Annotated in this window: 14 protein-coding genes; 8 read left to right on the plus strand and 6 right to left on the minus strand. The window is 66.1% G+C overall.

Annotation, left to right across the window (positions count from 1 at the left end):
* Window positions 1-106 precede the first annotated feature (106 nt).
* Window positions 107-1720 (plus strand): alpha-glucosidase, encoded by a 1614-nt coding sequence (locus tag EKL94_RS06700; RefSeq protein WP_126928486.1) that lies wholly within the window; start codon window positions 107-109, stop codon window positions 1718-1720.
* A gap of 294 nt (window positions 1721-2014) precedes the next feature.
* Here EKL94_RS06700 and EKL94_RS06705 read toward each other — a convergent pair whose 3' ends face one another.
* Window positions 2015-4783, minus strand: a complete 2769-nt coding sequence (locus EKL94_RS06705) for a TonB-dependent receptor (protein WP_185830000.1) — start codon at window positions 4781-4783, stop codon at window positions 2015-2017.
* 216 nt (window positions 4784-4999) lie between these two features.
* Window positions 5000-7051 (minus strand): glycoside hydrolase family 97 protein, encoded by a 2052-nt coding sequence (locus EKL94_RS06710; protein ID WP_126928487.1) that lies wholly within the window; start codon window positions 7049-7051, stop codon window positions 5000-5002.
* A gap of 237 nt (window positions 7052-7288) precedes the next feature.
* Here EKL94_RS06710 and EKL94_RS06715 point away from each other — a divergent pair, with 237 nt between their 5' ends.
* From EKL94_RS06715 to EKL94_RS06740, 6 genes are all read left to right on the plus strand, one after another.
* The gene (locus EKL94_RS06715; protein ID WP_126928488.1) at window positions 7289-9481 is read left to right on the plus strand and encodes a glucosidase family protein; all 2193 of its coding nucleotides are present in this window, start codon (window positions 7289-7291) and stop codon (window positions 9479-9481) included.
* Window positions 9478-10965 carry an MFS transporter gene (locus EKL94_RS06720; protein ID WP_126928489.1) on the plus strand — a complete coding sequence of 496 codons (1488 nt, stop codon included), beginning with the start codon at window positions 9478-9480 and terminating at the stop codon, window positions 10963-10965. The genes EKL94_RS06715 and EKL94_RS06720 overlap by 4 nt, the downstream gene beginning before the upstream one ends.
* Window positions 10965-12677 carry an alpha-amylase family glycosyl hydrolase gene (locus tag EKL94_RS06725; RefSeq protein ID WP_126928490.1) on the plus strand — a complete coding sequence of 571 codons (1713 nt, stop codon included), beginning with the start codon at window positions 10965-10967 and terminating at the stop codon, window positions 12675-12677. Before EKL94_RS06720 ends, EKL94_RS06725 begins: the two co-directional genes overlap by 1 nt.
* Before the next feature lie 121 nt (window positions 12678-12798).
* A complete protein-coding gene (locus tag EKL94_RS06730) occupies window positions 12799-13185 on the plus strand; it encodes an SseB family protein (RefSeq protein WP_049458914.1) in 387 nt (128 codons plus the stop codon).
* A gap of 106 nt (window positions 13186-13291) precedes the next feature.
* Window positions 13292-13756 carry a GNAT family N-acetyltransferase gene (locus tag EKL94_RS06735; protein ID WP_126928491.1) on the plus strand — a complete coding sequence of 155 codons (465 nt, stop codon included), beginning with the start codon at window positions 13292-13294 and terminating at the stop codon, window positions 13754-13756.
* Complete coding sequence (locus EKL94_RS06740) at window positions 13753-14061, plus strand: hypothetical protein (protein WP_126928492.1); 309 nt, start codon at window positions 13753-13755, stop codon at window positions 14059-14061. Before EKL94_RS06735 ends, EKL94_RS06740 begins: the two co-directional genes overlap by 4 nt.
* Here the strand turns inward: EKL94_RS06740 and EKL94_RS06745 are convergent.
* The 4 genes from EKL94_RS06745 to EKL94_RS06760 all read right to left on the minus strand — a co-directional run bounded on the left by EKL94_RS06745 (window position 14051) and on the right by EKL94_RS06760 (window position 20260).
* A complete protein-coding gene (locus EKL94_RS06745; RefSeq protein WP_260473398.1) occupies window positions 14051-14452 on the minus strand; it encodes a hypothetical protein in 402 nt (133 codons plus the stop codon). The genes EKL94_RS06740 and EKL94_RS06745 overlap by 11 nt on opposite strands.
* 146 nt (window positions 14453-14598) lie before the next feature.
* Window positions 14599-18183, minus strand: a complete 3585-nt coding sequence (locus EKL94_RS06750; RefSeq protein WP_126928493.1) for an ABC transporter permease/M1 family aminopeptidase — start codon at window positions 18181-18183, stop codon at window positions 14599-14601.
* Window positions 18184-18195: 12 nt separating this feature from the next.
* Window positions 18196-19098 (minus strand): ABC transporter ATP-binding protein, encoded by a 903-nt coding sequence (locus tag EKL94_RS06755; protein ID WP_057499784.1) that lies wholly within the window; start codon window positions 19096-19098, stop codon window positions 18196-18198.
* Window positions 19099-19228: 130 nt separating this feature from the next.
* Window positions 19229-20260 carry a LacI family DNA-binding transcriptional regulator gene (locus EKL94_RS06760; RefSeq protein ID WP_126928494.1) on the minus strand — a complete coding sequence of 344 codons (1032 nt, stop codon included), beginning with the start codon at window positions 20258-20260 and terminating at the stop codon, window positions 19229-19231.
* A gap of 258 nt (window positions 20261-20518) precedes the next feature.
* Here EKL94_RS06760 and EKL94_RS06765 point away from each other — a divergent pair, with 258 nt between their 5' ends.
* A complete protein-coding gene (locus tag EKL94_RS06765) occupies window positions 20519-22657 on the plus strand; it encodes a type I secretion system permease/ATPase (RefSeq protein ID WP_260473399.1) in 2139 nt (712 codons plus the stop codon).
* Window positions 22658-22682 lie beyond the last annotated feature (25 nt).

The raw sequence follows: 22682 nt of genomic DNA on the forward strand, positions 1-22682 counted from the left end.
ATACGTATGCAGGTTGCGCCATGCCCGTGAGGCCACCGCTAAGCTTGCGGCATCAGGATTTCGGCCCGCTCCCGGCGGGTCCCGCATGCCCGGAGGGGGGCTGTCGATGTCGCACTATCCATGGTGGCGCGGAGCCGTCATCTACCAGATCTACCCACGCAGCTACCTTGATGCCAACGGCGATGGCGTGGGTGACCTGCCGGGCATCATCCAGCGCCTGGACCACATCGCCGCGCTGGGCGTGGACGCGATCTGGATCTCGCCGTTCTTCAAGTCGCCGATGGCCGACTTCGGCTACGACATTGCCGACTACCGCGACGTCGACCCGCTGTTCGGCAACCTGGATGACTTCGACCGCCTGCTGGCCAAGGCCCACGGCCTGGGTCTGAAGGTGATGATCGACCAGGTGCTGAGCCACACCTCGATCGAGCACGCCTGGTTCCGCGAGAGCCGCCAGGACCGCAGCAACCCGAAGGCGGACTGGTACGTCTGGGCCGACCCGCGCGAGGACGGTACCCCGCCCAACAACTGGCTGTCGCTGTTCGGCGGCGGCGCCTGGCAGTGGGAGCCGCGCCGCGAGCAGTACTACCTGCACAACTTCCTGGTGGACCAGCCGGACCTGAACTTCCATCACCCGGACGTGCAGCAGGCCACCCTGGACAACGTGCGCTTCTGGCTGGACCGCGGCGTGGATGGCTTCCGCCTGGACGCGATCAACTTCTGCTTCCATGACGCGCAGCTGCGCGACAACCCGGCCAAACCGGCGGAGAAGCGCTTCGGCCGTGGCTTCAGCCCGGACAATCCGTACGCCTACCAGTACCACTACTACAACAACACCCAGCCGGAGAACCTGCCGTTCCTGGAGCGCCTGCGCGCGCTGCTGGACGAGTATCCGGGGGCGGTCAGCCTGGGCGAGATCTCCTCGGAGGACTCGCTGGCCACCACGGCCGAGTACACCCGCGATGGCCGCCTGCACATGGGCTACAGCTTCGAGCTGCTGGTGAACGACTACAGCGCGGCCTATATCCGCGACACGGTCTCGCGGCTGGAAGCGGCGATGACCGAAGGCTGGCCGTGCTGGGCGGTTTCGAATCATGACGTGGAGCGGGCAGTCAGCCGCTGGGGCGGCCACCCGGCCGACCCGCGCCTGGCGCGGATGCTGGTGGCGATGCTGTGCTCGCTGCGCGGCTCGGTCTGCCTGTACCAGGGCGAGGAGCTGGGCCTGGCCGAGGCCGAGGTGCCGTTCGAGGCCCTGCAGGACCCGTATGGCATCACCTTCTGGCCGAACTTCAAGGGCCGTGATGGCTGTCGCACCCCGTTGCCGTGGACCGATGCGCCGCTGGCCGGTTTCACCACGGGCCAGCCGTGGCTGCCGATCCCGGCTGAGCACCGCGCCGCGGCCGTGGCGGTGCAGGAGCGCGACCCGGATTCGGTCCTGGCCGCGTTCCGGGGGTTCCTGGCCTGGCGGCATAGCCAGCCGGCGCTCCTGCATGGCAGCATCCGGTTCATCGAAAGCGCCGAGCCAGTGCTGCTGTTCGAGCGTATGCTTGCAGATGAAACCCTCCTGCTGGCCTTCAACCTGTCGGCCGAGGCGGTGAGCCATCCGCTGCCGCCGGGCAACTGGCAGCAGGTGGCGGTACCGGGCCCGGATGCGGGCACGGTGCAGGGCAATGAAATCCAGCTGCCGCCGCGTGCGGTGTATTGCGCCCGACGCAGCTGACCGTTTTCTCCGGTGGCGGTACTTGCGGGGACGGGGCCGAAGCGCCCCGTCCCTTTTTTGTGGGTGGGATTCCGGTGAAGGGCATCCACGCGTGGCGTGGATCTACCGGGGGATTGCCCCTATCCACGCGTGGCGTGGATCTACTGGTTGGGGTGTCGCTGGGTAGATCCACGCCATGCGTGGATGGGCCTTGCCGACCAACGGCCGGCATTCGCGCAAAAGAAAGCCCGCTGCCTGCGCAGCGGGTTTCCGATGAGTCGTTGCCGGCCAGCGGCCGGCACTACCCGGTCGTGGTCAGAACTTGTAGTTCACGCCCAGCATGTAGGTGCGGCCCCACTCGATGTACTCCAGCGGGCGGTCCTTGCTGCCGGCGTAGGTGCGGTACGGCTCGTTGGTCAGGTTGCTGCCCTGCAGCAGCAGGGTCAGGCCACGCAGGGCGCTGCTGTCGCTGAAGGTGTAGCTGACCTGTGCATCGGTCACGTTCTCGCCCACCACGTAACGCAGCGTGCGGTTGCCGTTGAAGTTGCCGATCTCACCAATGAAGTCCGAGCGGCGGCGCTGGCTCACGCGTGCTTCAAAGCCACTGCGCTCGTAGTAGGCGGTGAAGTTGTAGACACGCTTGGACAGGCCCGGCAGGCTGATCGGGTCACTGCCCACGCTGGAGGCGCTTTCCGGATCCAGGATGGTGATGTCGCTCTTGTTGAAAGTCGCGCTGGCCTGCACGCCGAAGCCGCGCAGGCTGTCGGTCAGCATCTCCAGCGGAAACGACCCGGTCAGCTCCAGGCCCTTCAGCGTGCCGCCCTTGCCGTTCTGCGGCGTGGAGAAGGTGCCGGTGGTCAGCACCGGTGCGGTCATGCCCGGCGGCGGCACGTAGTTGCCCAGCAGGCCGCTGAAGTCGTAGTTGTCCACCGACTGCGTGTAGACGTAGCTCTTCAGGTCCTTGTAGAAGATGGCCGCAGCCACGTAGGCCTTCTCGCCGAAGTACTTCTCATAGGACAGGTCCAGCGCGGTCGCGCGCCACGGATCCAGCAGCGGGTTGCCGCCGCTGCCACCGGGGCGGCCGTTGTTGGTATCCACGCCGAATTCCAGACCGGCGCGCATCTGGTCCACGCGCGGGCGCGCCACCTGCTTGGCGGCGGCGAAGCGCAACGTCTGCTGGTGCGGGAACATGAACACCAGGTTCAAGCTCGGCAGCCAATCCTTGTAGGTCTTGCCGGCAGAGAAGGGCTGGATGTTGCTGCCCGCCGGCTGCGAGCTGTCCCAGTAGCGCGAATCCGAGCTCTGGTCGGTGTGCTGCATCTGCACGCCGATGTTGCCGCGCACGCCGACCACGCCGATGTCGGTGTTGATGTTCAGGCGTGCCCACGCGGTGGTGATCTTCTCCTCGACCGTCCACGACTTGGGAATCAGGTAGTCCAGGTTGTCGACCGGGTTGAAGGTCATGTAGCGCCCCACCGCTGCCGGCACGTTCCACGACGGGATGTAACCGATGCCGGCGAAACCGAGGTTGACCGGGCGGTACTGCAGGTCCTGGGCGATGGTGGATTCGCCTTGGGCGCCGAGCAGGATGTTGCCTTCGGCCTGGGCCTTCTGCTTGCGACGGTCGGCATAGTTCACGCCCACGTCCACATCCGAGAACCAGCTGGACATGGCTTCGGGAACCGGCAGCGTCGCCGCCAGCTTGGCGCCCTTCAAGCGGTCTTCGACCTCCGGCACCTTGCCGTAGCCGGAGCCATAGATCGTGTTGGTCAGGAACAGGCTGTCCGGATTGGAGTAGTCGCGCCCTGGCGTGATCTGCGAGAAGCCGTTGTTGTTCACCACCAGGCCGATCGTGTCGAACTGCGGGCGCGGCACCAGCTGCAGGTTGTTTTCCAGATTGATCTCGCGGCGGGTCGCCTTGGAGTAGTTCAGGTCGGCGACCAGCTTCACGCCGCCGACGTTGAACTCGTTGTTCCAGCCGAACGCATCGATCTTGTCCTTGCGCTTGTTGTACATGCCGCGCACCAGCGGGTACGCATTGCTGATCGTGCCACCGGTGAAGCTGCCATCGGCATTGCGGCCGACATTGCTGAACACCGGCAGGATCGCGTTGGGGTTGTTGCTGTCCTCGCCGTTGCCGCTGAGGCTCAGCTCGAACTGGTTGGCGGTGTCGATCTGCTCGGCTTCGGTGTGGAACGCATCGAAGGTGCTGGTCCAGCTGTTGCTGGGGCGGAACTGGATCGTCGCCATCACGCCGTCGCGCTTGTTGTTGCCGGTACGGCGCAGCGCCTTGATGCCATCGGTGAAGTAGGTGCCTGGCGCGATTCCGCGACGCTCGCCCTTGTCGGTGTGTTCGGTGGTCCAGGGCTCGTACAGGCCGACCTGGTTCTCCTGGATCGGCATGTCGCTGTGCGCGTAACCGATGGCGATGCCCAGGGTGTTGTCGAAGAACTGGTCGATGTAGCTGGCGCTGAAACGGTTGCCATATGGATCGATGTTGGCAGCGCGGCCCAGGGAGCTCTTCTGGTAGCGGCCGCTGACCGCGATCACGCGCTCGCCGAAGCTGAGCGGGCGTGCGGTCTGCATATCGATGGTGCCCGACAGGCCCTGGCCGACCAGCGCCGCGTCCGGGGTCTTGTAGACGGTCACGCCGTTGACCAGTTCAGATGGGTACTGGTCGAATTCGACGCCACGGTTGTCGCCGGTGCTGACCACTTCACGGCCATTGAGCAGGGTGGTGGCGAAGTCGGGTGACAGGCCTCGCACGCTGATCACCTGTGCACGGCCGGCCACGCGCTGGGCGGCCAGGCCAGGCAGGCGCGAGATGGATTCGGCGATGCTGACGTCGGGCAGCTTGCCGATGTCTTCGGCGGAAATCGCCTCGACCACCGAGGTGGCGTCCTGCTTGATCGCGATCGCGTTCTCGATGCCGCGACGGATGCCGGTGACCTGCACCGTATCCAGGTTGGTGGCGGCGGTGGTGGCCGGCGTGGTGGTGCTCTGCGTGGACTGTGCCGACGCCAGCGTCGGCGCCAGGACAACGGCCAGCGCGATGCTCAGCGCGCTGCGCTTGTGGTTCAACATTTTCCCCTCCCAGGCAATGTTGCAGATCGATTCGTGAACGTCCCGGAGTGACCGTGGACGTGCGACGCGGTGGCCGCTGTCGTCGCCGCTATGGTAGGCAGCGCGTTCTTCGCGGGAATCACCCTGCATACGTATTCAATGGCGTTTGCAGGGATGTAATCGCTTTCAGATCCTGCTTGCGGTGGCGCCGGCCAGCGGCCGGCACCACCCGGGCTTTCAAAGAGGTGTGAAGCGAATGGCCTGCCCACCGCCCGGTGCCAGCACCAGCGTCAGCACGTCGGCGCTGGTCACCTCGCGGGTTTCGCGCGCGAAGGCGAACGGGTTTCTGCGGAAATCAGCGCCCTCGCCATCGCGGTAGATCTCGGCGCGATAGCGCACGCCCGGCTCCAGGAAGCCCAGCGACACCGGCAGCACGCGGCCGTGTTCGTCGGTGATGCTGCCGAGGAACCAGTCGCGGCTGTTGCGGTCACGGCGCACGATCGTCACGTAGTCGCCCACTTCGCCATCGAGCACGCGGCTCTGCTCCCAGTCCACCGCCACGTCCTCGATGAAGCGGAATGCCTCGCGGTGCTGCAGGTAATGCTCGGGCAGGTCGGCGGCCATCTGGATCGGGCTGTACAGCACCACGTACAGCGCCAGCTGGCGTGCCAGCGTGCTGGGAATGGCCTGGCCGTGGCGGCCCTTCAGGCTGAGGATGCCGGGGGTGTAATCCATCGGCCCGGCCAGCATGCGGGTGAACACCAGATTGACCTCATGCTCCGGCGGGTTCGGTGGCTGGCCCCAGGCGTTGTACTCCATGCCACGTGCGCCTTCGCGCGAGATCCAGTTGGGATAGGTGCGACGCAGGCCGGTGTCCTTGATCGGCTCATGCGGGTTCACCGACAGATGGCGGCGTGCCGCTTCCTGCACCACCTTCAGATGGTGGCGTGCCATGAACTGCCCGTCATGCCACTCGCGCCACAGCGGGCCGCCGGCCGGATTGCGGCGGTCGACCTGGCCGTCGTCGCAGACGTAGCCGGTCTTGAACTGGTCCACACCCAGCCGTGCGTACAGGTCCAGCGCGGCGCCCAACTGCTCCTCGTAGTGCTCGATGGCGCAGCCGGTTTCATGGTGCCCGATCAGGTGCACACCTTTCTTCAGGCCATACGCCGACAGCGCCTCGATGTCGAAATCAGGCGTGGCGCGGGTGAAGTCGAAGTCGTAGCCATTGCCCACCCACATGCCGTCCCAGCCCGGGTTCCAGCCTTCCACCAGCACGCCACGGAAGCCGTGCGCGGCGGCGAAGTCGATCACCTTTTTCGTCTTGGCGGTGGTGGCCGCATGCTTCGGCCCGGTGGCCCAGCTCTCGTTGTCCAGGTGCATCGACCACCACACGCCCAGGTACTTGGCTGGCTTCACCCAGCTCACATCACCCAACGCATTGGGCTCGTTGAGGTTGAGGATCAGGTCCGATTCGACCAGGCCGCCAGCGCGGTCTGCGATCTGCAGCGTGCGCCAAGGCGTGGCGAAGGGCAGGGCACGACGCACCTTCCAGCCTTCGGCCGAGGGTGACAGCTGCGCGCGCAGGCGTTGTCCCTCGGTGCGGCGCAGCCACATGCCGGCGTAGTCCACCAGCGCGGCCTCGTGAATGGCCACATGCAGGCCATCGCGGCTGCGCAGGGTCATTGGCGTATGCACCAGCGGCACCTCGCGCAGTGGCGTGCGCTGGTACAGGTATTCGTAGTGGATCGGCTCGCCGGCGGGAATCCACCAGGCGGTGGATTCAGGCGCGATGGCGAACTCGGTCAGTTCGTCATCGATGATGGCTTCGCGCAGGTTCGGCTGTTCGGGAAACACATAGCGGAAGCCGAGGCCATCGTCGTAGACGCGGAACACCACATCCAGCCGTCGCTTGCTGCCGGTGGTTTCGGCCAGCTGCACGGTCAGCTCGTTGAAGTAATTGCGGGTGAGCCGGCGCTCGCCCCACGGCTGCTCCCAGCGGTCGTCGACGCTGCGCCGCTGCTGGCCAAGCAGGGCGAAATCGCGGTCCAGGCGGCCGTCGCGCAGGGCGAAGCCGAGCTTCGAATCCTCCACCACGGGCTCGCCGAAACGCTCGACGCGGTAGCGGGCGGTGCCGCCGTCCAGCACAAGGCTGACCTTGAGCACCTTGCCGGGTGATTCGACGCTGGCGACCTGTGGCGCGGCCTGCGCCAGCGTGGCCACGCCCAACAGGGCCAGGCCGAACATGTGCGCGAACAGCGCGCGTACAACCGTGTGTGGCATCGGCATTTCCCCTCCCAAGGCGCCGTTGGCAGACCCGGACCATAAGCCAGCGCAGCAGGCGCGCTACCGCGTGGCGCCATGAATACGTATGCAGCTGGACGCAGCCGACAGCCCCGCGTCTACCATGGGGCCAAGGCACCTTGAGGGAGGGGCCGCGCCCGCCCGCCGGCAACGACGGTGCGGACCTACAACGCGTGCAGAGAGGGAGGGAGGCCGACGGGCGCAAGCCGGTCCGCCGCTTCGATGCTGAAGATCATTTGCCTGACCGCTGCCCTGGGGGCAGCGCTGGGATCGACCGCGCAGGCGGCCGACCTGCAATTCGACGGCCGCCATGCGCGCGCCGAAGCCGCTGCCAACGGCAGCTTCGTGCTGCATGCGCCGAAAGGTGAGGTGCGTATCGCGCCGATGCCGATGCGCAGCCAGACCGGCAGCGTGATGTTCGATGCCCTGTTCGCGCTGGCCCAGCAGGAGATGGACCAGGACCGCGTGGACGCGATCCGCGATCCCGCCTTCGACGAAGGCCGGCCGGTGCCGTGCGAGTGCTTCCAGACCGGCGCGCGCTGGCCCTATGTGTGGACCCGCGATGTCAGCTTCGCCGCCGATCTGGCGCTGGCGCGGCTGGACCCGCAACGCACGAGGCAGTCGCTGCAGTTCAAGCTGTCGGCGGCGCGCGACGGGCACACGCCCGGCCTGTTCGTGGCGCAGGACACCGGTTCCGGTGGCAGCTGGCCGATCAGCAGCGATCGCGTGGTGTGGTTCCTGGCTGCACGTCATCTGCTGGAGGATCGCGCGTTTGCCGATCAGGTCTGGCAGGCGCTGCAGGGCACGCTGGCGCAGGACCGCGCGATGGTGTTCGACGCGCAGATGGGCCTGTACCGTGGCGAGACCTCGTTCCTGGACTGGCGCGAGCAGACCTATCCGGACTGGACCCGCGAGGACGTGCGCTTCATCGGTGATTCCTACGCACTGTCCACCAACGTGCTGCACTACCAGGCACTGCGTCTGGCCGAACGCCTGGCCGGCCAGCACGGCGACGCCCGCGCGGCCGACTACAAGGCGTGGGCCGATGCGTTGGCGCAGCAGATCGATGCACGCTTCTGGCGCGAGGATATCGGCCAGTACATGAGCTACATCGGCGAAGCCGCGCACCCTGTGCCGTACGCCAAGGTCGATCTGCTTGGCCTGTCGCTGGGCATCCTCGCCGAGGTGCTGCCGCGCGAGCGCGCGCGGCGTGCATTGGCTGCCTACCCGATGGGGTCGGCCGGCAGCCCGGTGGTGTGGCCGCAGGAGGCGCAGCAGCCGATCTATCACAACCGCGCGATCTGGCCGTTCGTCAGCGCCTACTCGCTGCGCGCGGCGCGGCAGCTGGATGATGCACCACGCATCGCCGCCGAGATCCGTTCGTTGATGCAGGGCGCTGCACTGGCGGGTTCCAACATGGAGAACTACGAGCTGGTCAGCCAGGCCGTGCATGTCGAGGAGGGCGCGCTGAGCGGCCCGGTGGTCAACTCCGAACGCCAGCTGTGGTCGGTGGCCGGGTATCTGTCGATGGTGGTCGAAGGCGTGTTCGGCGTGCAGGACGATGGCCGCGTGCAGCCCAAGCTGCCGGCCGTGCTGGTGCCAGAACTGTTCGGCACGCACCCCCGCATCACGTTGGAAGCCAACGGCAGGCGCTATGTGCTGGAGCGCCCGCAGAACGTGGGCGATGGGCTGCTGGTGGCCGGCAGAACCACCACGCGTGGCACAACCACCACGGTGCAGCTGGTCGCTGCCCCGGCAGCAACCGGTTTCGCTGCCACGACTGCGGATGCCAACGCACGTGCGCCGGCAACACCGGCGGCACCGCAGGCCCTACGCAAGGGCGCGGGCTGGAACGTTCCTGTGGCAGCCGGGCAGGTGCTGTGGAAGGACGGCAAGGCTGTCGCCGGCAGCACTGGCCAGGTGCAGATCAGCGACGATGGCCTGCAGCACTGCCTCAGCCTGACCCGACGCGAAGGCGCGTTGGAATCGCTGCACAGCCCGATGCGCTGCGTCGGACCGCAGCAGGTGCTAAAGGGCGAGGATCGCTGGCAGTTCACCTCGGCCAGGGCCGGGCAGGTGCGCCTGCGCCTGCAATATCGAAACCCGAACGGGCCGATCAACACCGGCGTCACCGCTGCGGTCAAGCAGCTGGTGCTGCAGTGCCCGGGTCAGGCATTGCAGCGGCATCCGGTTACGCTGCCGCACAGCGTGGCCGTGCAGGACTCGACCTCGGCAACGTTCGCTGTGCCCAAGGGGCAGTGCACGGTCGCGCTTGAAGAGGGCTTCAACATGAGCGCGCTGCAGCATTTCGCGCACTACACCGGAGGCAAGGGCGGCCGCGAGGGCGTGCTCAACCAGGCCCAGGTGCAGGCGCTGAAGGTGGCGCCGGTGGCGATGGAAGAGGGCGCACGATGAATCGTCCCGCCAAGCCGCAACTGTCGTTCTGGCAGATCTGGAACATGTGTTTCGGCTTCCTCGGCATCCAGTTCGGATTCGCCCTGCAGAACGCCAATGCCAGCCGCATCTTCGAGACGCTGGGCGCGGACATCGAAGCGGTACCAGGTCTGTGGATCGCCGCGCCGCTGACCGGACTGCTGGTGCAGCCGGTGATCGGTTACCTGTCCGATCGCACCTGGACCCGCTGGGGTCGCCGTCGTCCGTACTTCATGATCGGTGCGGTGCTGACCACGCTGGCCCTGCTGGTGATGCCGAATTCGCCGACGCTGTGGATCGCGGCCGGCACGCTGTGGGTACTGGATGCCTCGATCAACGTATCGATGGAGCCGTTCCGCGCTTTCGTCGGCGACCAGCTGGCACCGCGCCAGCGTCCGACTGGCTACGCCATGCAGAGCTTCTTCATCGGCGTGGGCGCCATCGTCGCCAGCTTCCTGCCGTTCATCCTGGCCCACTTCGGCGTCGCCAACACGGCCGCCGCAGGTGAGGTGCCGGACACCGTGCGCTATGCGTTCTACTTCGGCGCGGTGGTGCTGCTGGCGGCGATCACCTGGACGGTGGTCAGCACCCGCGAGTACTCACCGGCAGAGCTGGCAGGCTTCGATGACGCCGAGCCACCTGCGCATCACGCAGCGGCGGCGATCAACGGCCCGGCACCGTGGGCACAGGTGGTCGTATGGCTGGGGTTGGGTGTGCTGCTGGCGCTGCTGATCGCCTGGCGACAGGGCGACCGGATGCTGTACGTGCTGGCCGGCCTGTGCGCCGGCTACGGTCTGTTGCTGGCGCTCGCGCGCACGTTGCCGGCCACGCACATGCTGGCCGCCATCGTCGGCGACCTGCGCGCGATGCCGCTCACCATGCGTCGCCTGGCCTGGGTGCAGTTCTTCTCGTGGTTCGCGCTGTTTGCGATGTGGATCTACACCACCGCCGCGGTGGCTGGCGCCCACTTCGGTTCGACTGAACCAGAGTCGGCGGCCTACAACGAGGGCGCCAACTGGGTGGGCGTGCTGTTTGGCGCCTACAACGGTTTCGCCGCGTTGGCGGCGGTGCTGATTCCAGTGATGGTGCGTGCGATCGGTCTGCGCTGGAGCCACCTGGTCAATCTGTGGCTGGGCGGTGCTGGGCTGATCTCGCTGATGTTCATCCGCGATCCGCACTGGCTGCTGCTGTCGATGGTCGGCGTCGGCTTCGCCTGGGCGTCCATTCTTTCGCTGCCCTATGCATTGCTGTCCGACAGCGTGCCGGCGTCGAAGATGGGTGTGTACATGGGCATCTTCAATTTCTTCATCGTGATCCCGCAGCTGGTCGCGGCCAGCGCGCTCGGCTTCGCCCTGCGCACGTTGCTGGGCGGCCAGCCGATGCATGTGCTGGTGCTGGGCGGCTGCAGCCTGTTCATTGCCGGCCTGTGCGTGCTGTGGGTTCCGTCCCGTCCGGAGGTGGTGTGATGCGTGGTGCGCTGTGTGTTGCTGTTTCCCTGGTGCTGGCTGGTCAGGCGGTGGCCGCGCCGCGTCCGGACTATGTGGGTACCACCGAGCCGTTCGCCAGTGATGCGGTGTACTTCGTGGTCACCGACCGCTTCGTCAATGGTGATCCGTCCAACGACCATCGTGACCAGGGTGGCGCGCACCGCACCTTCGACATCCCGGTGCCATGCCCGGACAAGGTGGACGGCAACATCGGCTACCTCGGCGGCGACTTCCGCGGCGTGCTCGACAATGCGCAGTACATCCGCAACCTCGGCTTCGGCGCGGTGTGGATCACGCCGATTGTCGACAACCCGGACGAGGCCTTTACCGGTAGCAAGCCGATCAGCTGCACCAGCACGCTGACCGATCGTGGCAAGACCGGCTACCACGGGTACTGGGGCATCAACTTCTACAAACTCGATGAGCACCTCCCCAGCAAGGACCTGGATTTCGCCGGACTGACCAAGGGCCTGCACGGTGCTGGCTTGAAGGTGGTGCTGGACATCGTCGGCAACCACGGTTCGCCGGCCTGGACCATGCCGACACGGCAGCCGCAGTTCGGGCAGATCTTCGACAAGGATGGAAAGCTGATCGCCGACCACCAGAACCTGCCACCGCAGAAACTGGATCCGAAGCACAACCCGCCGCACGCGTTCTACAACAACATCGGTCCGGTCGACAGCAAGGATGGCTCGATCTTCGATGGCAACCTGGCTGAGCTGTCCGACTTCAACCAGGATAATCCGGCGGTGATGGACTACCTGGTCGGTGCCTACCTGCAATGGACCGCGCAGGGCGTGGACGCGTTGCGCATCGACACCATCGGCTGGCTGCCGCACCCGTGGTGGCATGCCTTCGTCAAGCGCATCCGCGCCGAGCATCCGGGCATGTTCATGTTTGGCGAAGCCTTCGACTACAACGCGGCGACCATTGCCGAGCACACCTGGCCGGCCAACGCCAATGTCAGTGTGCTCGACTTCCCGCTGCGCGGTGCACTGGAGCAGACCTTCGGCACCGCCGCCAAGGGCTTCGAGACCCTGGCCGAGCCGCTGCACCTGAGCGGGGGGCCGTACGCCAACCCGTACGAGCTGATGAGCTTCTACGACAACCACGACATGCCGCGCCTGCAGGCCAGTGACAACGGCTTCATCGATGCGCACAACTGGCTGTTCACCGCGCGCGGCATTCCGGTGGTCTATTACGGCTCGGAGACCGGCTTCATGCGTGGCCGCGCCGAGCACGCCGGCAACCGTGCCTACTTCGGCCAGCCGCGTGTGGATGCGGCGCCGAAGAGCCCGATCTTCGCGCCGCTGCAGCGTATCGCCAGGCTACGCGCAGCCACCCCGGCGCTGCAGCGCGGCCTGCAGGTGAACGAACGCCTGCAGGGCGATGAGGCGGTGTTCTTCCGCGTGCTGCAGCATGGCGAGGTGGCGCAGACCGCGCTGGTGCTGCTGAACAAGGGCGACCAGGCCAGGACGTTCACTGTTGCGCGCTATGTCCAGGCGGGCAGCTGGCGCGATGCGCTGGATGGTGGTTCGTTGCAGGTGAACGGTCCGCTGAAGGCCGACGTGCCCGCGCACGGCGTGAAGGTCTACGTGCTGGAGGCCGCCGTGCAGCAGCCGGCGCTGCAGGCCGAGCTGGACAAGGCGATGGCCGACCAGAAGGCGCGGGACCAGCGCCTGGGGCGGTAGTGCCGGCCGCTGGCCGGCAGCCCCGGATTCCGGGTACCTGCAGATGCCGGCCAGCGGCCGGCACTACCGGGTTTGGCCGCATCCGGCACAATAGGCACCCCTCACGCCCCGCCGTACCGCCATGACCGACCTCGCCCCGCAGACCCCGATCGAAACCCTGCTGAAGGCGGCGATGGACGGGGCGGTGCCGATCCGCGCCTTCATGGAGGCCTTCGTCGCCTCCGAGGTGGTGCTGCTGACCGGCAGCCTGGTGACCCCCGACGGCAGCGGCTTCGACCCACTGCTGTTCGACAAGCAGGGCACTCTGCACGTGGCCGTGTTCACCGATCCGTCGCGGGTGGGCATCTACAGCCAGCAGGCACCGCACCAGATCCGCTGGCTGATGCTGGACGTGCTGCGCCGCGTGCCGGGTGGCTATGGCGTCGTGATCAACCCGGGCACTCCGCTGGGCTTCGAGATCTCGCCCAGCGGCGTGGGCGAGATCCTGAAGGACTTCGCGCAGGGCTGAGTCCCTGGCTTCTGTAGAGTCGAGCCATGCTCGACTGCCTTTCCCACAGCCAGATCAGTCGAGCATGGCTCGACTCTACAGAACGCTTTCCCATCGAGGCATTGCCATGGAATTCAGGGTATTACCCGCCGACGCACCAGAACGGCAGCAATTGGCCCAGTGGTACCACGCGGAATGGGGTCAGGACGCCGGCCTGACACTGGAACAGGAACTGCAGCGGCTCAATCCGCCGCAGGAAGCCGAAGGCTTCCCGCACCTGATCGCCGCATTCGATGACGGTCAGGTGGTTGGCGCAGTCCAGCTCAAGCGCCGGGAAATGCAGGCGTTCCCGCAGTACGAACATTGGCTGGGCAGCGTGTTCGTGGCCGACAGCCATCGCGGGCGTGGGCTGGCTGGTGCGCTGGTGGAGCAGGCAGCGGCGCAGGCGGTGAGGATGGGGGTTTCCGACCTGTACCTGCAGACCGAAGCGCTGGATGGAGGCCTTTACGCCCGGCTGGGCTGGAAGCCGCTGCAGGAAGCCGACAACCGAAGCTATCGCGTGCTGGTGATGGTGCGCAGGTTGGCCGCATGAACGCATCCACATCGCGCCATTCCCGCTCCGCCCTGATCTTCCTGATTGCGGCGATCGTTGCCGCGCTGGTGTCCATGCCCCTGCTGCGCGCGGTGGGCATGGTGCTGTGGCCGGTGTTCGTCATTGCCTGGCTGATCAACCTGGGCGCGGCCTGGCATCTGGCCCAGTGGGCGCGCCAGCAGGGCCGTTCAGCGTGGGCATTCGGGTTGCCGGCGGCGCTCGGCACCGTCGCCTCGATCGTGGTCTTCGTGCTGCTGGCGTTGCTGGGGCCGAAGGCCAGGCCTCAGCCGGAAATCACCGGCTGAGTGCTTCGTTCCACTCGTTCCACAGGACACCGTCCACGGCGGTGAGCAATGTCTGCTGGACCTCGATCAGCGTGTTCATCTCATCCAGCGCCGCCTCCAGGTCGGTGATTGAGATCTCGAATCTGGCCATGCACTGGCTCATGGCATGTACGTGTTCGGTGCCATGCGCCAGCTCGATGGCTTCCTGGAGGACATGGGGCGCGTCGTTGAGAGAGAGCCGCAGGCGAACGTCTTCATCCCCTGTAATGAGAACACTGTTCCCACCCAGCTCCAATTCGAGCTCAAGACCACAGTCGGCCAATACCTCGGCTGCCCAGTTCAGTGATGCGGAGATTCCGTGTGCGTCGAAGTAGATATGGCTGGATGTCATCGCGGCCTCTCGAAGGTTCACGGAGAGTATCGCTTGCCTTGAAATGGAATCTGGTGGTGTACCCGCATCTCTGGCCAATCAGGACTTTGAATGACGCAATTGGGCGTGGCATGTCGTTTCTGTCTGCAGCAGTGATGCCAGCCATTTGACTGGCACCACCGCATACCTCACATCGTTACCTTGCGCCGGTTGTCATCGCTCACCCGGTCGATCAGCTTGTTGTAGGGATCGAAGCCTGCTTCGTCCGGCTTTTCATCCACCGTCACTGTGATCTTCGGATCGGCACTGGTGATGTGATGGCGCTGCAGATACAGCACCTTCTGGTCGCGCTCCTTACCCGACGTACCATTGGCGAACACGCCGACCTCGACCCAGTCATCCATCTTTCCGTCGCTTTCCTTGCCCTTGCCGTCGGCGTACTGCTTGGCCGCGTGCAGGTCCAGGGTCACGTCGTAGCGGCCGTCATCGCGCTTGCGGGCGCTGGCGGCCATCACGCGGTTGTCGTAGAAGCTGATCTTCTCGAACAGGTCGGTGACCAGCTGCTGGCGGTCGGCCGGGGTCTCGGCGCGGATGTAGCCCAGCAGTTCGCGTGAGGTGGTGTACGGCGGCTGCTGGTACCCCTTGTCCTGCAGGAAGCGCTTCAACGCCCGGTTCAGCGCCTGCTCACCGATTTCCTCGCGCAACCGGTAGAACACCAGCGAACCCTTCTGGTAGTGGATGTACTGCTGGTTCTCCACGCGCTCCAGCGGCTGTTCCTCGATGGCCTCGCCGCCGCGGCCGGACAGGTAACCGTCCAGCTCGCGCTTGAGGAACTGGCGCATATGCTGGCGGCCGTACTCCTGCTCCATCACCATCAGCGCCGAGTACTGCGACAACGATTCGGACAGCACCGTCGCGCCCTGCACGTTGGCACCGATCACCTGGTGCGCCCACCATTGGTGCGCGATCTCGTGCGCGGTTACGTAGAACACGTAGTCCACCTTGTCCGGGTCACGCAGGTCGGCGATGAAACCGATGGCCTCGGAGTAGGGGATGGTGTTGGCGAACGACTGCGCGAAGCGGGCATAACCCGGGAACTCGATGATGCGCACCTGGCGATGCTGGTACGGGGTGAAGTTCGCCTCGTAGTAGGCCAGCGATTTCTGCACCGCTTCGATCATCCGGTCCACGTTGTAGCCGTGCGCCGGGTCGAAGTAGACCTCCACCGGGATGTCCTTGTACTTCGCCTTGCGCACCTCCCAGCGAGCCGACAGATAGGCGTAGAAGTTCAGCATCGGCCGGTCCATGGCATAGCTGAAGCAGCGTCGGCCGTTGACCGTGGTCTCATGCTGCAGGTAGCCCGGGGCCAGCGCCACCTGGTCCGGTGCGGTGCAGACCGTGGTGCGGAAGTCGAGCCAGTCGGCATCGTTGGAGATGTAGGTGTTGGCACGTGCGGCTTCGTCTTCCAGCTTGGGCATGCGCCGCGGCTCACCCAGGTCGCGCTTGCGCCGCTCGTTGCGGTCGCTGATCTCGGCGCCTTCGTTGTAGCCGAAGGAAGGCAGCACGCGGCTGTTGAAGAAGGTGCCGTTGTCGACGATGTTGCTTGGTGCCTGGCCCGCGGTGATGCCGTTGGGCTTCTGCACCACCCGGAAATGCACGCTGCGGGTTTCACCCGGTTGCAGCGGTTTCTGCAGGCGGTAGATGCGGTAGCCGAGATCGGCGTCATGCATCGAAAGTGTCTGCCCACCCAGGTCGACCGCGATCAGCTGCTTGTCATCGCCCATTGAGACATGTACGTCCTCGATCGGCGTGGTGTGGGTGTTGCGTACCGTCCAGTTCGCATCGATCACCATCGACTGCGATTCCGGGAACAGGTCCACACGATTGTCCACCGCCACGATACGAGGCTGCGGCAGAGTGCGGTACTTCGACAGCTCGCGCTCGTAGCGGGCCTGCAGATCCAGCTGCTGGTCGGGCGAGACGAACTCGTTGCGGATGTTGGTGCTCCAGTACAGCCAGCCACCCACGCCGACGAAGGCCAATGCGGCGACTCCGGCGAAGACCCCGGTCGGGCCGCGCAGGCGGCGGCCGGCCAGGGCCAGGCGCTGGCGCAGGCCCTGGCTGACACCTCGTACCCAGAAGGCTGACGCCAGGCACATCAAGGTCAGCAGGCACAGGGCCCAGTAGCCCTGGAACGCCAGTTGCCCGGTCAGGAAGTGGCCGTAGCCGTTCATGTCCGAATAGGGCGCGTTGGGCCAGCTGCCGAAGTTGTACAGGTTCTGCGTGTAGTCGAGCAGGCCGAGCACGCCCTGGCCGATCATCACCACGATCAGCAGCGCATAACCGACGAACTTGTTGTTGGTGAGCACCTGCAGCACCAGCGCCAGGCCCCCCATCAGGATGTAGACCACCGAATCCAGCGCCAGGCTCCGCAGGTACAGCAGCGGCTCCAGATGCGTGTAGCCCTTGGCCAGCTGCACGCCCATAGCGGCCAGCGCGCCGGCGGCCTGGAAGCAGATGATCACGGCCAGCAGTGCGGTGAACTTGGCCAGCAACGGCACCCAGTTCGGCACCGGCATGGCATCGGTCACTTCATTGATGCGCGCACTGCGTTCCTTCCAGACCAGCTCACCGGCGAAGAACAGCACGATGATCACCAGCAGCCAGCTGAAGGCCCCCTGCAGGCCCATGATCATCTGCGAGGTGACCGGCCAGATCGAGGTGCCGTACAGGGTCTGCCGGAACAGCGCGCTGGGCAGGAAGTTGGCCAGGCCCAGTACCAGCAGCACGATGAACGGCACGCTGCGCAGGACGCCGCGTGTATCGAAGCGCACCTGGCGCAGGAACTGCTGCCACGCCGTGGTGGCAGTGAACGCCGGTATCACGCGCGGCAGCGTCGCGCGGCTGGGACGGACCACGCTGGCATCGGCAACCGGTTGCGCCTGCCTGCGGCCCCAGCGCCGACGGCCACTGCCGCTGCGTTCGGTGCGGAACAGCGCGAAGGTGGCGGCGAACAGCGCGGCAGCCACGCCCAACCACAGGGCGCGATTGGCCAGCAGGTAACCGGCCAGCTCGGGAATCCCGTTGTTGCGTTCGGCGGTGGACCAGTAGCGGATCGTGCGGCCGAGTGCGCGCATGCCCAGCGGTTCGCTCAGCACCGCGATCCATGTGTTGTCGATGTCGCGCAGCAGGGCCGCGCTGGCGCCGTACAGCACCAGGTAGGCCACCAGGCCGATGTAGACCCACAGGATCGAGCGGGTCAGCGCCGCCAGTAGTGACAGCAGCGCGGTGGTGAACAACAGGTTCGGAATGACGATGACCGCGAACGTCCACGCATAGCCCTGCCAGCTGATCGGGCCCATGCGCTCGGGATCGACCCACGGCATGAACGGCGCCAGCCACAGGCCGAATGCGATCAGCACGTAGACCAGCAAGCCTGCCGCCAGCGCGGCGGCGATGCGTCCGGCCAGGTAGTCGCGGCGTTTCACCGGGCTGGCGAAGATCAGTTCGGCGGTGCCTAGCTCGAAGTCACGCAACAGCGCGTTGCTGACGAACAGGGCAGTGACCAGCATGCCGAGCAGGGTGAAGATACCCAGCATCTGCGCGATCACGGTGGGCGCGTTGCTGTGCACGTTGCCGCTGCCGCCACCGATCTGCACGGCGTCGCTGGAGGCCGCGGCGAAGGCGAGCAGGGCGAACAGCCCGGCCAGCAGCCACAGCAGCGGGGAGCGCAGCTGCTCGCGCAGCTCGAAGCGGAAGAAGTTGAGGATCATGGCGTGCTCCGCTCAGGCTGCCGCGCGGGCACGGGCCTGCAGGCGCAGGCGCTGGAAGTACACGTCCTCGAGGTCGGGAGCCACGGCTGCGAAGCCGTCGCCGGGGTCGTTGGCGCTGTGCACGTGGATCACTGGGCGACCACCGACCAGGCGGGTGGACAGCACCACGTAGCGTGCCTCGTGGTCGGCCAGTTCCGAAGGATCAACCTGCTTGCGCCAGACCTGGTGCTGCAGCGCGTCGATGGCTTCGGCAGGACGGCCGGTCAGCAGCACCTGGCCCTTGTTCATGATCGCCATCGTCGGGCACAGATCGGTCACGTCCTCGACGATGTGGGTGGACAGGATCACCGCCACGTTCTCGCCGATGGCCGCCAGCAGATTGAGGAAGCGGTTGCGCTCTTCCGGGTCGAGGCCGGCGGTGGGTTCATCGACGATCACCAGCCGCGGGTCTCCCAGCAGCGCCTGGGCAATGCCGAAGCGCTGGCGCATGCCGCCGGAGTAGGTGCCCAGCTTGCGTTTGCGGGCGTCCCACAGGTTAACCTGCTGCAGCAGCCCATCGACCACCTCGCGGCGCTGCGCGCGCTGGGTCAGGCCCTTGAGCACTGCGAAATGTTCCAGCAGGTCCAGCGCGCTGACTTTCGGGTACACGCCGAAATCCTGCGGCAGGTAGCCCAGCCGGCGGCGCACCGCATCCTTGTCGCGCAGTACGTCGATCGGCGCCTCGCCTGGAATGCTGAGCGTCGCCGTACCGCTGTCGGCCTCCTGCAGGGTGGACAGCGTGCGCATCAGCGACGACTTGCCGGCGCCGTTGGGCCCGAGCAGGCCGAACATGCCGCGCGGGATGTCCAGGGTGACGTTGTTGAGGGCATGCACGCCGTTGGCGTACGTCTTCGACAGCGAATCGATCTTCAGCATGCGACGTACACCTTTCCATGGGCGATGTCTGCGCGTTATCCGCGCATCAGCCTCCGTGCGCATCCGCCGTTGGTCATGGGGGGAGAATTCCGCCGTCGCACGTTGGGGCGTGGGGGAGGCCTGGTGGCGCTTACCGGCGCAGCGACGATTCCCGCACCACCAGCTTCACCGGGATGCTCTGGCTGTCCACCGGCTGCCGGCCGATCAGTGCCAGCAGGCGCTCCACCAGCAGCTGGCCGGCCTGCTTGGTGTCCTGCTGCACCGTGGTCAGCGCCGGGGATACCGAGGCCGCCAGCGGAATGTCGTCGAACCCGGTTACCGCGACGTCCTGTGGCACCTGCAGGCCGGCCTCGCGCAGGGCCCGCATCGCGCCGATGGCGATCAGGTCGCTGGCCGCGCAGATGGCGTCGATCGGCGCGTTGCGAGCCAGCAGGGCCTGGCAGGCTTCCTGGCCCGACGCCTCGGTAGTGATCGCATCGTGCTGCAGCGCCGGCTCCGCAGCCAGGCCGTGTTCCTGCAGCGCCGCGACATGGCCGCGGTAGCGCTCCTGGAATTCGGGGTAATGGCTGGAGGCATGGCCGAGAAAGGCGATGCGGCGGCAGCCCTGCTGCAGCAGGTGAGTGGTGATGTCATGCCCGCCCTGGAAGTTGTCGCTGCCGATCGAGACACCGGGCTGGCCGGGTAGCGCGGCGCCCCAGCGCACGAAGTGCGTGCCCTGTTCGACCAGCCGCTGCAGGCGGTCGCGCGATTCGTGGTAGTCGCCGTAGCCGAGCAGGATGATGCCGTCGGCCTTGTTGCTGTCCTCGTAATCGGCCTGCCAGTCGGTGGACAGCTGCTGGAACGAGACCAGCAGGTCCTGCCCGTGCAGGGCGCAGGCGCGGGTGATCGAGCCCAGCATCGAATGGAAGAACGGGTTGATCAGCGAGTCGTCGTTGGTCGGGTCCTCGAAGAACAGCAGGGCCAGGGTGCCGGCGTTGCGCAGGCGCAGGCTGGAGGCGTTCTTGTCGACCTTGTAGTTCAGCTCGCGGGCGATGCGCAGGATGCGCTCGCGGGTCTCGGCGTTGACCATCGGGCTGCCACGGAGCGCCCGCGACACGGTTGGCTGGGAGACTCCGGCCAGGTGGGCGATGTCCAGGGAGGTGGCTTTGCCTTTGATCGTCATGGGAACGGATAGGGAACGTGCAGCGATCATGATGCCATGAGGCTGGCCCTCCGCTCGCAGGTGCGCTCCTGTCTGGATGAACGGGATTGATGTTGAAAAATGTGACCAATTTGTCACTTTGACCTGATTTGCACAAAAGCGCATTCAGCAGATGGACAGCTGCCATGGCATGGCCCTAGAGTCCGCGCACCAGGGGACAACAAGGCAGTTGACGTGGGCAGTAACGGATCAGGGATCGATCTGCAGGAGTCACTGTGCGTGGACGATGGAGGCGCGCTGGCGTGCTTCGTCGCCCTGTTGGGGTTTCTGGATCGGCCTGCCGACCCCGACCAGCTCCGGCACCAGCTGGGCCACCCCGAAGGCCGTATCGATACACAGGATCTGTTGCGCCTGGCCAAGCGGATGGACGTCAAAGCACGCGTGGTACAGGCGCGGGTAACCGCGCTGCGCGACCATCCGCTGCCCGCCATCGCCTGCCTGGCCGACGGGCGCTATACGCTCGTGCTCAAGGCTGACGCCGAGAACGTGTTGTGCTTCGACGCGGCGGCCGACGGACGCCCGGTCACGCTGTCCCTTGGCGAGTTCTCGCAGGAGTTCGATGGCCGCTTGTTGCTGATGACCACGCGTGAAAGCGTGGCCGGCGCAGCGAGGCGCTTCGATGTCGGTTGGTTCATTCCTGCCTTGGTGAAGTATCGCCGCCTGCTGCGTGACGTGCTGGTAGCCTCGTTCTTCCTGCAGTTGATGGCACTGATCACGCCGCTGTTCTTCCAGGTGGTGATCGACAAGGTACTGGTGCACAAAGGCATCACCACGCTGGAAGTGCTTGCCCTCGGCCTGCTGGTGGTTTCGGTGTTCGAAGTGCTGATGGGCGGACTGCGCACCTACCTGTTCTCGCACACCACCAGCCGCGTTGATGCCGAGCTGGGATCGAAGCTGTTCTCGCACCTCACGCATCTGCCACTGGCCTATTTCCAGGCGCGCCGGGTGGGCGATTCGGTGGCGCGCGTGCGCGAACTGGAAACCATCCGCGAGTTCCTCACCTCCTCGGCGCAGACGGTCGTGCTGGACCTGTTCTTCGCCATCGTGTTCCTGGCCGTGATGTGGCTGTACAGCCCTGCATTGCTGCTGATCGTACTGATCACGCTGCCGCTGTACGCGGTGGTGGTCATGGTGGTCGGGCCGATGCTGCGGCGCCGCCTGGATGAAAAGTTCGTGCGCGGTGCCGAAAACCAGTCGTTCCTGGTCGAAGCAGTGACCGGTGTGGAGACCATCAAGGCGCTGGCGGTCGAGCCGCAGGCGCAGAACCGCTGGGACAAGCAGCTGGCGGGTTACATCCAGGCCAGCTTCCGCGCCAGCATGCTGGCCAACTGGGGCTCGCAGGCGGTGCAGCTGATCCACAAGCTGGCCACCGTGGCACTCCTGTTCTTCGGCGCGCGGCTGGTGATTGACGGCAAGCTGACCGTGGGCGAACTGGTGGCGTTCAACATGCTTGCCGGGCAGGTTGCCGGGCCGGTGCTGCGCCTGGCGCAGCTGGCGCAGGACTTCCAGCAGGCGCGCATCGCCGTGGAGCGCCTGGGCGACATCCTCAATTCCCCCACCGAACCGGCCAGTTCGCCGTCGCGTGCCAGTCTGCCGGCGGTGGATGGGCGCATCGCGCTGGAGCATGTGTCGTTCCGCTATCGCCCTGAAGGTCAGGAAGTGCTTTCGGAGGTCAGCCTGGATATCGCCCCGGGTGAGATCCTCGGCGTGGTCGGGCCCTCGGGGTCCGGCAAGTCGACCCTGACCAAGCTGATCCAGCGCCTGCACACCCCGGAGCGCGGCCGCGTCCTGGTGGATGGTGTCGATCTGTCGATGGTCGATCCGGCGTGGCTGCGCAGGCAGGTGGGGGTGGTGCTGCAGGAGAACTTGCTGTTCAACCGCAGCGTACGCGAGAACATCGCGATGGCCGACCCGGCCATGCCGATGAGCCGGGTGGTGGAAGTGGCCAAGCTTGCCGGCGCGCATGAGTTCATCCTGGAACTTCCCGAGGCCTACGACACGCGTATCGACGAGCGCGGCGGCAACCTTTCCGGCGGGCAACGGCAGCGCCTGGCGATTGCCCGCGCGCTGGCAATCGACCCGAAGATCCTCATCTTCGATGAAGCGACCTCGGCGCTGGATGCGGAGAGCGAGGAAGTCATCCAGGACAACCTCAAGCGGATGTCCGCTGGCCGCACGGTGATCATCATCGCGCATCGCCTGTCCGCGGTACGTCAGGCCAACCGCATCGTCACCCTCGAACGCGGGCGCATCACCGAGACCGGTAGCCACGAGGACCTGTTGCGCGCCGGTGGCCGTTACTCACTGCTCTACACCAAACAGATGGGCCTGCCCGCCGTGGCGGCCCCACTGAACTGACCACCGCGCGCCCAGCCAAGGACAG

Origin of the sequence: Stenotrophomonas maltophilia (genome assembly GCF_003970865.1) — a bacterium.
Taxonomy (GTDB): Bacteria; Pseudomonadota; Gammaproteobacteria; order Xanthomonadales; family Xanthomonadaceae; genus Stenotrophomonas; species Stenotrophomonas maltophilia_AR.